Annotated in this window: 10 protein-coding genes and 1 tRNA gene; 4 read left to right on the forward strand and 7 right to left on the reverse strand. The window is 55.9% G+C overall.

Translation table 11 applies throughout. The annotated features are described in order from the left end of the window. Window positions 1-310: 310 nt before the first annotated feature. Window positions 311-2,194 (reverse strand): cation:proton antiporter, encoded by a 1,884-nt coding sequence (locus tag MWU61_RS10350; protein WP_247128291.1) that lies wholly within the window; start codon window positions 2,192-2,194, stop codon window positions 311-313. A 187-nt stretch (window positions 2,195-2,381) separates the two neighbouring features. Beyond that, complete coding sequence (locus tag MWU61_RS10355) at window positions 2,382-3,725, reverse strand: WecB/TagA/CpsF family glycosyltransferase (protein WP_247128292.1); 1,344 nt, start codon at window positions 3,723-3,725, stop codon at window positions 2,382-2,384. Between the two features lie 491 nt (window positions 3,726-4,216). On the opposite strand from MWU61_RS10355, the gene MWU61_RS10360 reads away from it, so the two are divergent. Both MWU61_RS10360 and MWU61_RS10365 read left to right on the forward strand, forming a co-directional pair. After that, window positions 4,217-5,653 carry a hypothetical protein gene (locus tag MWU61_RS10360; RefSeq protein WP_247128293.1) on the forward strand — a complete coding sequence of 479 codons (1,437 nt, stop codon included), beginning with the start codon at window positions 4,217-4,219 and terminating at the stop codon, window positions 5,651-5,653. A 4-nt stretch (window positions 5,654-5,657) separates the two neighbouring features. After that, a complete protein-coding gene (locus tag MWU61_RS10365) occupies window positions 5,658-6,953 on the forward strand; it encodes an O-antigen ligase domain-containing protein (RefSeq protein WP_247128294.1) in 1,296 nt (431 codons plus the stop codon). A 3-nt stretch (window positions 6,954-6,956) separates the two neighbouring features. Here MWU61_RS10365 and MWU61_RS10370 read toward each other — a convergent pair whose 3' ends face one another. The 4 genes from MWU61_RS10370 to MWU61_RS10385 are packed head-to-tail and all read right to left on the reverse strand — an operon-like array spanning window position 6,957 to window position 11,075. Continuing rightward, window positions 6,957-7,952, reverse strand: coding sequence for a glycosyltransferase family 4 protein (locus MWU61_RS10370; protein WP_247128295.1), 996 nt, complete (start codon window positions 7,950-7,952; stop codon window positions 6,957-6,959). Then, window positions 7,949-8,917 carry a glycosyltransferase family 2 protein gene (locus tag MWU61_RS10375; protein ID WP_247128296.1) on the reverse strand — a complete coding sequence of 323 codons (969 nt, stop codon included), beginning with the start codon at window positions 8,915-8,917 and terminating at the stop codon, window positions 7,949-7,951. The genes MWU61_RS10370 and MWU61_RS10375 overlap by 4 nt, the downstream gene beginning before the upstream one ends. A 14-nt stretch (window positions 8,918-8,931) precedes the next feature. Further along, window positions 8,932-9,855, reverse strand: coding sequence for a glycosyltransferase family A protein (locus tag MWU61_RS10380; RefSeq protein WP_247128297.1), 924 nt, complete (start codon window positions 9,853-9,855; stop codon window positions 8,932-8,934). Between the two features lie 2 nt (window positions 9,856-9,857). After that, window positions 9,858-11,075: an oligosaccharide flippase family protein gene (locus MWU61_RS10385; RefSeq protein WP_247128298.1), complete on the reverse strand. Its 1,218-nt coding sequence runs from the start codon at window positions 11,073-11,075 to the stop codon at window positions 9,858-9,860. A 192-nt stretch (window positions 11,076-11,267) separates the two neighbouring features. On the opposite strand from MWU61_RS10385, the gene MWU61_RS10390 reads away from it, so the two are divergent. Next, window positions 11,268-12,491 carry a polysaccharide biosynthesis/export family protein gene (locus tag MWU61_RS10390; RefSeq protein ID WP_247128299.1) on the forward strand — a complete coding sequence of 408 codons (1,224 nt, stop codon included), beginning with the start codon at window positions 11,268-11,270 and terminating at the stop codon, window positions 12,489-12,491. A 194-nt stretch (window positions 12,492-12,685) separates the two neighbouring features. Here MWU61_RS10390 and MWU61_RS10395 read toward each other — a convergent pair. Continuing rightward, a tRNA-Ser gene (locus MWU61_RS10395) sits at window positions 12,686-12,775 on the reverse strand. Between the two features lie 228 nt (window positions 12,776-13,003). On the opposite strand from MWU61_RS10395, the gene MWU61_RS10400 reads away from it, so the two are divergent. After that, window positions 13,004-13,879 carry an SPOR domain-containing protein gene (locus tag MWU61_RS10400; protein ID WP_247128300.1) on the forward strand — a complete coding sequence of 292 codons (876 nt, stop codon included), beginning with the start codon at window positions 13,004-13,006 and terminating at the stop codon, window positions 13,877-13,879. Window positions 13,880-13,933 lie beyond the last annotated feature (54 nt).

A 13,933-nucleotide genomic window follows, 5' to 3' on the forward strand; every position in this document is an offset into this window, starting at 1 on the left:
CAGCCAGAACGCTGCGGTTAGGAAATAGACACTGATTAGGTTGCGGGTGCCATTTATCCCAAAAAGAGAGAAACTAATCGTAACTAAAAAAGCAAAGACACCCGCTTGCAGAATATGCATACTCGATAACTTTCAACGCTACGCAGAAAAATTGCGCAATTCACGAATATGGCAGTTTAGGATTTTCCGAAATCCCTTTTAGAAAAGCACCCCTACACACACGCTTGAATTGTACAAAAATGTCACAGCGATACGTCGCCGCAACTTTTTTCTAATTTATTCAAAAATTGGGAACCTTTTCAAATTCAATTCAAGTGTCGTCTCGCACTTTTGAAATTTCGGCTTTCAAATCCTTTTCCCAAATAGGCATGTTTTCCCGAACCAGAGTCGCATAGGCCCCATCTGGATTAGTCGGTTCATCGATGTCATATTTGTCGGCCAGCTCCAGCATCATCGTCTGGTCAAAGTGTTGAAAAGCATCCACCAACTGCGTGGCTTTCGCACGTTCATACCCGAGTGCTTCGAAAACAGATCGCGTTGCGCGCACCGAACTGTCGTAGGTCTCGCGAATGATATCGCGGCATCCTACGGCCCACAGATCGTACACATGCCACCTGTCGTATGCACGGGCGACGATGTGAACATGCCGGTGGTGTTCACGTACGTGGCGAACCAGTTCCGTGACCTGTTCTTTTCCATCGATAGCGACCACAAGAACCTTTGCGTCATCGATACCAGCGGCGTGCAACAGGTCAGGCCGTGTCGCGTCGCCGTAGTAAACGCTCAGCCCGAAACCCCGGAGCATTTCAAGCTGTTCATGGCTGTAGTCAACGACAGTGGTGTCATAATCCGCAGCCTGCAATGCCCGATTGACGATGCCGCCAAAACGCCCATGACCGGCAATAATGATCTTTGCATCCGACGTGATTTCGTCAGCGGGTCGTTCTTGTTGGCGGGAATAGCGCGGCGCAATAACCCGATCGTAAATGATGAACAAAGCAGGTGTCAGCAGCATCGACAGCGCAACAATCAGCAACAGCAGATCAGCAACGTCCGAAGGTACGACGCCATTTGCGACTGTGAAGGACACGAGCACAAAACCGAATTCGCCAGCCTGCGCCAATCCCAGTGCGAACAGCCATTTGTCACCGCTTTCGATCTTGAACACGCGCGCCACACCAAGGATGATGCCGCATTTGAGTGCGATCAGCCCGATAGTCAGCCCAACAATCAATGGCAAGTTTGCGGACAGCAGACCAAAGTCGATGCTTGCGCCGACGGTGATGAAGAACACGCCAAGGAAGATACCTTTGAACGGTGCGATGTCGCTTTCCAATTCATGCCGGTATTCGCTGTTCGCCATCACAACACCGGCAAGGAATGTTCCTAATGCAGGTGACAGCCCGACCATGGTCATCAACAGCGCAATGCCCACGACAAGCATCAGGGCGGTGCTGACAAACAATTCGCGCAGCCGCGCTTTGGCCACGTAGCGAAAGATCGGCCCCGTCAGGTAACGCCCCGCCATGATGACAGCAGCAATCGCCACAAGCGTCACAAGCGCAGTCATCCAACCCGACAGGCCTTCGACCATATTCAGGTTCAACGCCGCCTCTGCGTGACCATCGCCGTGTCCTGCGCCTTGATCATCGCCGTGGTCAGCCGCACCAAGCAGTTCCGGCAGGGCAAGCAGCGGGATCAAGGCCAGCATCGGGATCACTGCGATGTCTTGGAATAACAGAACCGAAAAACTGGCCTGCCCTCCATCGCTTCGCATCAGTCCTTTTTCGTTGAGCGTCTGGGTCACTATGGCCGTGGATGACAGGGCAAAAATCAGACCAATCGCCAGCGCGATGCTCCACGCCAATCCAAACACCATCGCTACCGCCATTACAGCAGCCGTTGTCAGCCCGACCTGCAGCCCCCCCATCACAAAGATGCGCGCACGCATGGCCCACAAAACCTGTGGCTGCATTTCCAGACCGATCAGGAACAACATCATCACGACACCAAATTCGGTGAAGTGCTGAAGTGCTACGATATCAACGCCAAAACCTTGCAAAATCGGGCCGATGGCGATTCCCGCAATCAGATACCCAAGAACGGACCCAAGTCCGAACTTCGATGCCAAAGGAACAGCAATCATTCCCGCCAAAAACAAGGTGAAAGTGATCAGCATAAATTCTGCGGTCATGTTTGCGGCCCCCCAATGCCTGCGGTGGGCATTATGTTCCTGCGGAGCCGCAATCACATGTGCCAAGGGTCAGCATGGGCCAGTGGGACGCCCAGCGCAATTCAACTTGCGCCGAAATTTGCACACAAAACGGCCACCCGACAAAGCGGATGGCCGTTTTAGATGAATTCCGTGCTGAACGGGGTTTCTAGTAAGCCCCGCGTCCCGATAGAACAGCGCGGACTGTCAGACCCATCAAGAGCAAATCAAACATGATCGATTTCGATCTGAGGTAGGTCACGTCCATCGCGACCATGCGTGAAAACCCGATGTCGGCACGACCCGACACCTGCCAGATGCCCGTAATCCCCGGTATTGCATTCAGTCGGCGCATCGCGGCCGCAGGATACATCGCGACTTCGCTTGGCAATGCAGGGCGCGGGCCAACAAGCGACATTTCCCCACGCAGGACGTTCAAAATCTGTGGCAATTCATCGATGGAATAGCGACGGATGAAGCGGCCAACGCGTGTGATCCGAGGGTCAGCCCGCATTTTGAAACAGACGCCTTCGCGTTCGCTGTTTTCGACCAATGCTTCACGCCGCGCCTCTGCGTCTTGATACATCGACCGGAATTTGATCATCGAAAACGATGTGCCCCGGTGACCAACACGTTCTTGTTTGAAGAAGACCGGACCGCGGCTGGTCATTTTCACGGCCACTGCGGTCGCAACAAACACTGGCGAAAGCGCCAGCAGCGCGACAGAGGCCACGGAAATATCCAGCGCGCGCTTTGAAACCGTCATGGCTGGGGCAGTGATCCGGCGGGTCCGACCAGCCTGAACCATGGCACGTGCAACAAACGCAGGGTTGCCCAAGACATACCGTTTGAACATGCGGCGTGGCTCGAGGGCCAGACGCCAAGCCCATTCCAGTTTTGCTTTGCGCACGACGGCAGGTGCACGGCTGACACGGCCTGCCTTGAAGTCGAACAATGCGCCGACACCCATGACCAATTTTGCGTTGATGGATTTACGGTGCTGGTACAACCAGACGTCCTGCAAAGGCACACCCATTGCGACCATCACAATGTCCGCACCACTGGCGTTGATCTTTTCGATCATGGCATTTGAATAGGCTCTGTCAAAAAAGCCGTCTTGCGTTCCAGCAATTTGTAGGCCCGGAATTTTCAGGCACAAGTTATCTGCCGCTTCTTGGGCCACACCGGGGGCCGCACCAAGAAGATAGACCGACATGCCACGCGCTGCGGCGCCTCTGCACAGCGGTTCGCACAAATCGGTGCCGTTCAGGTTTTCGCGCAAACGACGACCAATCAGCTTTGCGGCGAGGCTGATCCCTGCCCCGTCCGGTAGGATAACGTCTGCGGCACGCAGGGCACGTTTATAAAGTTTATCTTTAGCGGCCGTATTCACACAGTGCGCATTCAAGAAGGCGGCGGTCGTATGGCCTGGGCGCTCCAAGAGATGCTGAACGGCTGTAGCGCGGTCCGCATTGAGGAGCGACAAACCGAAAAGGGATATAGTTTGTAACATAAAAGTCGTCCTTAAGATTTCGTTAAGAACAATTTGTCTGAAAACAGGTGCTTTAAGCGACGTCGCGAAGGGACACCTTCAGGTCCCGAACGCAGCATCGCACATGCAATCGAGAGGCGGCCGCACCACAAGTATCGGCGGCACTATCCGATCGCGTAGTCGAATTGTGCGAATGCGCTTTTGCCTTCATCCTACGCCATCAATTACGCGCACGAGGCAGCGCAATGGACCGATTCCCGAGCGCATTGGCGCATCTGATTCTCAATCCCGCGCCCGAAACAATACACATGCATAGCCACACATCTATTCTGAGGGACTGGTAGCGATAAACGTCGATGCGACTGCACAAGAACCTGTCGTGAGAGACTCAAATTTGAAAACAGTTTTATACAAAAGGATAGCAAGGTAGCCCGCTGCACAGTCCAACTGACCGTCCGCGATAGCGCACTTTATGATCTCTCTCGCTAAAAGTGTGGCAGGAGTATTTGCCCATGTCCCGTTCTACACGTTTCCGTCCCCTGCGCATTGTTGCGCGCCACCGTCCATCTAGCGCCCGCGTTCTGCGCGGCGGCCGCACCACAGACTTAGGGCGATTGCCCCGCTACGTGATGCTGTTTGGTTTGGCTGCTGCCACGATCTGGACGCCGATTTCGGCCTATGTTCGTTTGACGCCATCCAGCTACACATCCGATGTGTCCCTGATCCTACCCGGATCAGGTGCCCAGTCTTCGGTCAATCTTGCTGAATTAGGTCAGGCGTCTTCATCTGCCGCCTCTGCTTTTTCATCTTCGCGCGTCAGTCCAACAGAGACGTACAAGCGTCTGCTCGCCGCTAACCGCACGTTGGAAAGAGCCGCGGCCGATCTGGACACGCCAATGCAATATTTTGGCGAACCACGCATCCAGTTGGTCGACGAGACATCATTGATCCACTTCTCAATGGTCGGGGCGTCCCCCGAAGAAGCACAGATCCGTGCGACAACGCTGCTAGACGTCTTTATGGACGAAATCGAGATACTTCGTTTGGATGAGCTGAACAGCCGCGAGGAATCCGCGCAGAACGCACTTTCCGGATACGAGGCTGCTGTTGACGATCTGCGCGATCAGATCGCCACGTTGCAAACCGAAAGCGGTTTGGTGTCATTTGCCCATTACGAAGATCTTGTAAAAGAACGCGACACGCTGGTCTTGAAGGTAGAAGATACCATTGCGCGACGTCGCGGTATCGACGCCCAGATGGTGTCGCTGTCCGAAAAACTCGGCGTGTCACCGCAAATGGCTGCGACGAACCTGCGGCTGCATGCCGATCCTGAATTTCAGGAACTTGCGCGAACGCTGTCGGAAAACCGCGCGACGCTCGCTTTGGCCCGTGGCCGGTTTGGCCCGCGTCACCCACAAGTCACTAACGCAGTCCAGAAATTGACTGGCGCAGAAGCGCAAATGAGGTCACGCGGCGCGATTTTGTTGGGTAACGACGCAATGACAGCAAGCAGCGCGTTGGACGTGTCACCTGACCCCGCACGCGGCGCATTGCTTGCCGAACTTGTTGAACTGGCGGGTCTTTGCGAAAGCCTAGCGACCACCGAAGCCACATTGATCGCACAACGCGATGCAGCCGACCTGCGCATGAAAACCTTGGCGCCGCTTGCGTCACGCCTTGATGACTTGTCGCGAGATTATCAAGTTGCTGAAACGGTGTTTAGTTCTGCCTTGGCCCGCGTGGATACAACAAAGTCAGACGTTTACGCGTCTTACCCATTGGTTCAGGTCTTGGCCGATGCATCTTTGCCGATCAACCCGACATCCCCGCAGCCGATGATCGCGATTGCCGCAGGCATCACGGCGACATTGATGATCCTGATGGGTCTGACTCTCGCTTGGCTGCGTCGCCCAATGATCGACAAGCTTTTGGCACGGCCAGCGGTGTAACCCGATGACCCTGCCCGAACGTATCGCGTCCAAGACGCTTGTGTGGACTTGGGGGTTCTACGCATTTGGCAGCCTTTATGTGGTGGGTCCTGTGCTTGCTTGGATCTTAGGGGCACTTGCCGTCCTTGGTCTGTATCTGGGCCCTGCCATGCGCGAAGACCTACGCCCGACCGGTCCTATCCCCGCGATGATCTGGCTTTGGATCGCAGGGATGAGCGTGATGCTTGTCGCGCTCTGGGTCGGTCACCTTGACTGGAACTTGGGTCTGAAAGGGACAATCAAGTCCAGCATCGGCTGGGCGAAAGGTTGGGCTTTGCTGGCGCTTTTCCCGTTGGCAGGTGCCATTCTTCAAATCAATCGTGACGTGTTGATCCGCGCGCATTGTCGATTGGCCTTGATCACGTTGATCATCACGCCAATCCTATTTGTGGCACCGATGATTGGCCTGCCCGAACGTATCTTCACGTCCCCGCTCAAAGCCGTTGGCGGCCCGGGGCCGGAATATTTCACTGTCTATTTCTACACGTTGGACCCGTCCACTTGGACACCACGTTGGCAGTTCTATGCACCTTGGTCGCCATTTGCTGGTCTGCTCGGCGTGATCATGGTCCTGTTCGCCCTAGAGGAAAAACATCGCGGCTGGTTGATCGCCGGATGTCTGGCTGGCGTCGCGATGATACTGCTGTCGAAATCGCGGATGAGCCTTGTTGCCTTGGTCGTGGCCAGTGTCGGCCCACGCATGATGCCATTGCTATTGCGGACTTGGGCGTGGATGATCGGCGCTGCAATCGTAGGGTCAATGGCCGTTTTCTGGACACCGCTGAACAACGCGATCACCCGCTTCTGGTCCGCATTCAAATCATCACGTGCTGACAGCACGCGTGTGCGCGAGACCCTACAAAGGATCGCACACGAACGGTGGGAAGCGGAAGCATTCTGGTTCGGCCACGGCAAAGTCGCCTCCGGCACACATATCGTTGAATACATGCCAATCGGGTCGCATCACACGTGGTGGGGCCTGCTCTTTGTGAAGGGTTTGGTCGGCTTTCTGGCGATGGCTGTGCCGTTCGCCGTCCATCTTTGCATCACGTTGAAGGACGCAGCAGTTCATCCGCAGGGTCGTCTACCGCTTGGGATTATGATCGTGTTTCTGATCTTGTCGATGGGCGAGAATATCGAAATCGAAGCCTATCTGATGTGGCCTGCGCTGATGCTGCTTGGCATCCACCTGCGCGAGATGGCCGAACGGGCCCCACGAATCAGCCCGTCTGCACCTGCCCCCCAATTGCAGCCTGCCTAGAACCTAACAGGCTGGGGCGTGACCTGCATCCGTCAGCAATGCGCCCCATCCTTCGGCAAAACGAGTTTCGGCTTGCGCAACACGGTCTCTGGCTGCCTGCGCACGCGCGTGATCCGGCGTATCGCAGAGCATACGCAGCGCGTCGGCCCAAGCCGCGACCGAAAACGTGTCCACCGCAATAGCACCAGACACCGCGTGATCGCGTAGACCGTCCGCAGTCGATACCAATAGCGGGCGTCCAGCGGCCATCGTTTCCAAGGCCACCAAACCATAAGGTTCACGCCGCGACGGCATCGCCACCGCATCGACGGTGCTTAGCGCCGCAACAGGGTCCGCGACATGGCCATGAAACACGATGTTCGGATCGCCGTCAGCCAACTGATGCAGCTGTTCCCGATCAGGGCCATCGCCAAAGACATCCAGCTGGACACCCTGCAAAGCCGCAGCCTTGAAAGCAGGGATCAACAGATCAAACCCCTTTTGCCCATGCAACCGACCGATTGCACCGATCCGTGTGATCGGGCCAGCTGTCGGTTGCATGGCCAGAAAGTCGTCCAGCGCGACACAGGACGGGATCAGGGTTAACGCCTTGGGTGCGATGCCAATGCCGTTAACAAGCCAATCCTGTTGCGCCTCACTTATCGTAATGACGCGATCAAACACAGCCATTGAAAGGCGTAACATCGCACGGAACCGTTTTGGATGGTTCACCTCGGCTTGCGCGAAGGCGGCACTGTAGTGGTGTTCAACGTGAACAAGCGTAGCCTTCGGATTGCGAGCGCGCAGCGCTACGAAAAACGGCAGGTTCTTCCATGACAAAACGATATGCGACACGATCACGTCCGCATCTGTCTTGGGTGGCATGGTCGGTCCTGCGGGCGTTGTCAGAATGTCATGCGTTCCAAGGGCGGTCATCTGCGCGGACCCTTTGATAAAGTCCAACATGCGCATAACGCCGCCCGGGCTGGTGTCGTCAATCAGATGGCATAACCGGATCATGATGCAGCCTTGCGCAATGCCCGATCAATCAGCCGCTTGCCACCCAGCACCATGACAACGCTTGCCGCCAAAGTGCTGATGGTTTTGCGTGGTTCAAAGAATAACGGATGCAATGATTTCGCATATCCTTGCATTTGCACGCGTAGGGCGGCTTTTCCGTCGCCAAGGCTGACGGCGCGGCGGGCCAGATACCGGCGCTGGTAAGCCTCTGCTGCTGGCAACCATTTTTTGGCAAATTCTGGTGCAATCATGCGTACTTTATCGGCCATCTTGGTCCACGTCGCGAATTGCTTGTCCAGATTGGCGGACAACCCGCCCGACACAATACGGTATCGTGTCAGCGGTTCCGATAACCCGCCAAATCCCCAATCGGTGGTCAACGCGATACGTATCCAGCATTCAATGTCTTCGGATTGGCGCAGGTTCTCGTCGAAGTACCACATCCGCGCTTCGCCCTTGGGTTGGTATCCGATGTCGTGTAGCGTCGCGGCGCGAATGACCGGTGCGGACCCGTTTCCAACCGGATTGCGCAACAGGATATGATGTGCGGCGACGTCAGCTGTGCGCGGCGCTTGGATGATCCCAAGGCTGCGGTTTGCTTCATCAACGAGCAAAGACGCCGAATAGCTGACACCAATTTCAGGATGATCCGCCAAATAGGCCACGTGCTTTTCCAGCTTTTCAGGTTCCCATAGATCGTCACCGTCACAAAAGCCGATCAATTCACCTTCTGCCGCAATGATACCGCCGTTGCGCGCACCAGCGAGACCGCGATTGACTTGGCGAAACAGACGGACCCGCGGATCAGGCTGGGCTTCGACCCACGCGGCAGTGCCATCCGTGGACCCATCATCAACGACGATGATTTCGAAATCTGTGTAAGTTTGTGCAAGCAGCGAAGAGACTGTTTCAGGAAGCGTTTTTAACGTGTTGAACGCGGGAACAACGATACTGACATGGGGCATAACAAAACAACCTTTTACGCAAAGAATGAACGACGCAGCGGCGCCGGAATAAGTGGGGCAAATAGACAAGACACAAGCGTCGCGGGACCACGATGACCGTCGCCCAAAAACGCGAGCGGAGACAGTTTGAAACCAGCCAAAGCCAACTGAAACGCCGACTTGGGCGGGATGTTCAGACGCAATGCGCGACGCGCCAAGTAACGCAGGTGCAGGGCTTCGGCGCGATCACGTTGTGCATCGGCAATCTCATGCCCCGCGCTCGCAACTGCCTCGCGCCAGCCTTCGTGCATCTGCATCAGATTGGCCGACAGTCCATTATTGCTGGCACGGTACCGCACCAAAACGGAGGGCGTCGCAACCAGCGTTTTGCCGGACGCCACGAACCGCACCAAGAATTCAAGATCCTCGCTGTAGCGCATGTCTTCACGAAACCCATTTAGTTCAAGGAAAGCCGTACGGCGCACACACAAGTTCGACAATGTGCACACCGGGTTTTCGCCCAACAAGTCTTCAAGGGATGTCTGGCCTGCTTTGACCGTTGATGTGGTCGTATCCGCAGTGCTGCTGTCTTCGAAAAATGCGATGCGCCCGTAAATGCCGTCTGCCTCGGGCGAAGTCGCCGCAACCTGTGCAATGTGGGACAGTTTTTGCGGCACCCAAATATCATCTGAATCAAGAAATGCGATCCAGTCCGCGTTTGCAGACGCTGCGCCGACGTTGCGCGCAATGCTTGGGCCTTCGTTTGGCTTGCCGATCACGTGAATGCGGGGATCAGACGCCGCAGCGGCCTGCAACATGTCGAGGGTTGCGTCGGTCGATCCGTCATCAACGCAGATCGCTTCCCAATCCTGTTCATCTTGGCTTTGCAAAGACGCGAGCGTTTCCGCTAGCGTTTCGGTCGCATTGTAACAGGCGATAACAACAGAAAAACGCGGCATAGTCAGGCCTCCATTCGGCGAATTGATAGAAACAACGGAACGCTTGCGACGAGCTGAACCAGACAGGAAATGGCGAGATACCCCCAGGCAATCGCTTCAAGGCCCAGCGGAGACAGGAAATATGTCGCGGTCAAAAGCGAAACGGTCAGGCCGGTTGTGACAGCCAGTTCCGTCAGCGCCCGATCTTCGGCCCGCAGCCATTGCGCGGTGCCAGACCAAACCATCGTCGGGATCGCAGCCAGACAAAGGATCGATACGATTGGTGAAATGTAGGCCCAGTCTTCCCCCAGCAAGAACGGCACGTAGTAAGGTGTCGCCAAGGCTTGTAGGATGACAATTGGGGTTGTGAACAAAAGCCCCAACCAAACCGCTTCGCCTGTCGCGCGAGCGCGGTTTGTTGCGGCGGCAATGGTGGGAAACACCACGCGCGAAAAAGCCGTCGAGATCGACGTCGCAAGACTTAGACCTGCGTTGAACGCGAAAAAGTAGATACCAAGGGCTTCGGCACCCAGCGTTGCGCCGATCACCAGCTTGTCCCCCTGCAAACGCAGGGTTTTGATCACTTCGCTCCCTAAAAGGCAGGCGCCAAATCCAACGAAGTGACTGACGGGCGCCGCGTCTGTTACCGGCGCTGGTACGTCAGGGTGCAGACGTCGCATCCCGATCAGCCACACCGGCGCCGTCAGAACGCGCGGTAAGATCAATGCAAGCGGGGAAGGAAACACCATTGCAAGTCCGGCAGTCAGGATGTTCGCTAAGACAACCTGCCCCCCCGCGACACCTGCAGTGCCTGTCAGTTTCCCCGCTCGCATGGCCAGCGCGCAATGCACAATTCCGGCTGGCATCACGAGGTATTCCAATGCCAAAAGAGCGATCATAAGTGGGATCAGGGTTCCGCCTGACCACATCCAAATTCCCGCAGCAAACAGACATTGGACAGTAAACAGCCCAATGCACCATAAACGAAACAAGCGACGTGCTGTGGTTACAACCGCGGGCAATGCTTTGTCAGGTGCGGCGATGATCCGCTGCACGACCCCGGTTTCCGTGAGTGATTTTAGGATGTCGCCTGCGGCAATCGCAGCTGCGGCAAGGCCGATGGCCTCTGCCTCCATGACACGCGCCACGACGATAACGACCGCGATGCGCGAAATCTTTTGGATGATCTCGGATGCACCATTGGTCAGGAGCGATGTCAAAAAGTGGCGATTGTCTGGCATAATATCCTCGTGGTTAATACAGCTAGATTTATCATAAGCATTCGATTCAATCGCATGTCTGTAAGGTTGGTCTTGTGGCGATTCCGCACCGTTTCCTATACAAACGGATAGTTCAGACCTAAGTATGCTGAGTTCACTCGCAGTTTTGATGTCCCTACGTTAGGGTAAGAAAAAAGCGTGCGAGCGGAATACATGCAGACGACCAGATTGATTATGATTGTCGCGATGTCGTGCCTATTGGCGGCCTGTGCATCGCACACGGTTCCAGGCAACCGCGAAGACGTTGATGCTGGTCAAGCCTATCAAGCCCGCTATCGCGGCCCCGACACAGGTGGTGCCGAGGTCACAAGGTCGTCGTATCTTGATATGCTCAAATGTACGGACGGCGCGGTCCTATCCGACAACGACAGTTATGATGGAAAAGGAACGGCTGGCATCGGGTCCATTACAGGTGGCAGTCCCGAGGTGCTTTCTGTTGGCGATCTGTTGCAAGTTTTCATCGAAGAAGACGAAACGCTTTCGGACACATATGTGATCAATGAAGATGGGAATGTGCGTATCCCCTTCTTGCGCTCGGTTCCTGCAGCGGGCCGCAGTCCACGTTCCGTCGAAACAGCCATTGCCAACGCATTGATCGCTGACGAACTTTACACCATCGAACCACGTGTTTCGGTGATCCTGAAGGATTATGCGGAAGCCACTGTTTTTGTGGCTGGTGCCGTTTTTGAACCACGTCAGGTGATTGTCGGCGGGGCCAACGCCCAAACCCGCGACGTTGAACGTCAGCAGGCACTGGGTGCCGCTACTGCGTCGCGTCGCCTGTCGACAGCGCTTCGTAACGCTGGTGGTATTCGTCCGGATGCCGACCTTTCCAAAGTTGTTGTCATTCGCGGCGGGGACCGCACCGTCTATGATATCCGGGAAGCCCCGCGCGGCGGCGCCTTTCCAGATCCAATTCTGATTGCCGGTGACCGCGTCGAAGTGCCGTCTCGGCAGTGTTTCCAAGATGAACTGGTCGTTCCAAGTTCAATCACCCCACCCGGCGTCAAAGTCTTTTTGTCGAACCTTGCCGAAACAGCGCTCGCCAATAACCCCGCAGCGGTCCCAGATGCGCGGGATATGCGGTACGGGACGCGGTTCTTGCAGGCCGTCTTCGGGTTGAACTGCGTTGGTGGATCCAAACTGACCAATGCCAACCGGCGCGCTGTTCTGTTTTCCCGCAATCCAATCACCGGCGAATCTGTGGTGATTGATCGGTCCATTGAAGACCTGCTGCGCGATGCGGAACGAGACGAATTCAATCCCTACATCATGCCGGAAGATTCGATTTCCTGCTATGACAGCGCGACCGTCAGCTTCCGCAACCTTGCCGCCGCATTCGGCGTCGTTTCAGCGGCTGTTTACGTCATCAACTAAAAGCGGCGGATCGGGAACTGGCGATCCGTTTCCCGGATTTCAGGCATCGGAATAATGGACTTTGCAGGGCCCAGCTCGACGCATCATCGACAAACGCGGTTACGGTAAAGGCCTTGCGCAATGCCCCCGTCACTCATGACAAAACGAAAAAAACCGCTCAATGCGGCTCTGTCCATTCACAACAAAAGTGATTGTGGCGGAGGCTCAGGGATTCGAACCCTGGGAGGACTTTCACCCTCGTCGGTTTTCAAGACCGGTGCATTCGACCACTCTGCCAAGCCTCCGCTGGGGGGCTTCTTAGGGCCATTGATTTGGAAGGTAAAGACCCATGTTGATGAAAAATGTTCACGTGGAAATCCGCCCATGATTTTGTCTCAAGACTTCCCAAATGTGCACTCCCCCGCTAATGTGCGCATTATATAGGGTTCAGCGTTACTTTTCTTCGCTGGTCGAACAACAATGATAGGTGTCGGGGCAACCGAAACCACCGGGCAAATTTGGGGCGATTAGCAATGGCAAATGCATTGATTTCAACACCTTGGCTAAAAGGCGGCCTTGTGGCGTCGCTCATGTTAACGGTTGCAGCGTGTGAGCAACTGGAAAACATCGGCGCCGGAGCAGAAGCAACACCAGACGCCGAAGGCCCCGCATTGCCCCTTCTCGGCGGCGCAACGGAAGAGCGCGACGTCGAAGCCCCTGAAATTTTCCAGAAGACGGAAACCGGACTTTGGGACGGACGCCCGTCACTTGGCGGTGTTTGGGTGGCGCATCCGGATGTGACAGACCCCGAACGTGTGATTATTCGCAACGAGACCAACGGGAAGTTCGTGATCGGCGCCTTGTTCCGTCGCGAACGCGATAACCCCGGTCCGGCACTGCAAGTATCGTCCGATGCTGCCGAAGAACTTGGTATGCTCGCCGGATCGCCCGCGACGTTGGATGTTGTCGCACTGCGTCGCGAAGCTGCGCCAGTTGCACCGCCAGCCACCACCGATTTTGACGCACCCGTTGAAATCGCAGCGACACCGCTGGAAACAGACCCAATTGCTGGTGCTGCCGCCGCTATTGCTGCGGCAGAAGCCGTCACACCTGCACCAGTTGCCACGCCCGCACCTGCCCCCGTGCCGACGCCAGCTGCGGCGCCTGCGTCATCGCTGGCGAAACCGTTTATCCAAATCGGTATTTTCAGTGTCGAAGAAAACGCGAACAACACCGCGACGTCGTTGCGCCAAGATGGCATGTCTGCCACCGTGCTGGCCCAAAACAGCCAAGGCAAACCGTTCTGGCGTGTGATCGTGGGCCCTGCCCCGACTGCTGCGGATCGGGCTGCGATCTTGGATAAGGTCAAGGCGCTCGGCTTTGCTGACGCCTACTTCGTAAGCAACTAAACCCACTTCAATCGGAGCTGTCACCGATGCCTATTCCTTTTGTCCGTACTGGCC

Source organism: Loktanella sp. F6476L (assembly GCF_023015725.1).
GTDB lineage: Bacteria > Pseudomonadota > Alphaproteobacteria > Rhodobacterales > Rhodobacteraceae > Yoonia.

What these genes read in the sequence shown, in the direction of transcription:
- MWU61_RS10350 (WP_247128291.1), bottom strand. Translation starts at nt 2,194, where the DNA reads ATGACCGCAGAATTTATGCTGATCACTTTCACCTTGTTTTTGGCGGGA.
- MWU61_RS10355 (WP_247128292.1), bottom strand. Translation starts at nt 3,725, where the DNA reads ATGTTACAAACTATATCCCTTTTCGGTTTGTCGCTCCTCAATGCGGAC.
- MWU61_RS10360 (WP_247128293.1), top strand. Translation starts at nt 4,217, where the DNA reads ATGTCCCGTTCTACACGTTTCCGTCCCCTGCGCATTGTTGCGCGCCAC.
- MWU61_RS10365 (WP_247128294.1), top strand. Translation starts at nt 5,658, where the DNA reads ATGACCCTGCCCGAACGTATCGCGTCCAAGACGCTTGTGTGGACTTGG.
- MWU61_RS10370 (WP_247128295.1), bottom strand. Translation starts at nt 7,952, where the DNA reads ATGATCCGGTTATGCCATCTGATTGACGACACCAGCCCGGGCGGCGTT.
- MWU61_RS10375 (WP_247128296.1), bottom strand. Translation starts at nt 8,917, where the DNA reads ATGCCCCATGTCAGTATCGTTGTTCCCGCGTTCAACACGTTAAAAACG.
- MWU61_RS10380 (WP_247128297.1), bottom strand. Translation starts at nt 9,855, where the DNA reads ATGCCGCGTTTTTCTGTTGTTATCGCCTGTTACAATGCGACCGAAACG.
- MWU61_RS10385 (WP_247128298.1), bottom strand. Translation starts at nt 11,075, where the DNA reads ATGCCAGACAATCGCCACTTTTTGACATCGCTCCTGACCAATGGTGCA.
- MWU61_RS10390 (WP_247128299.1), top strand. Translation starts at nt 11,268, where the DNA reads ATGCAGACGACCAGATTGATTATGATTGTCGCGATGTCGTGCCTATTG.
- MWU61_RS10400 (WP_247128300.1), top strand. Translation starts at nt 13,004, where the DNA reads ATGGCAAATGCATTGATTTCAACACCTTGGCTAAAAGGCGGCCTTGTG.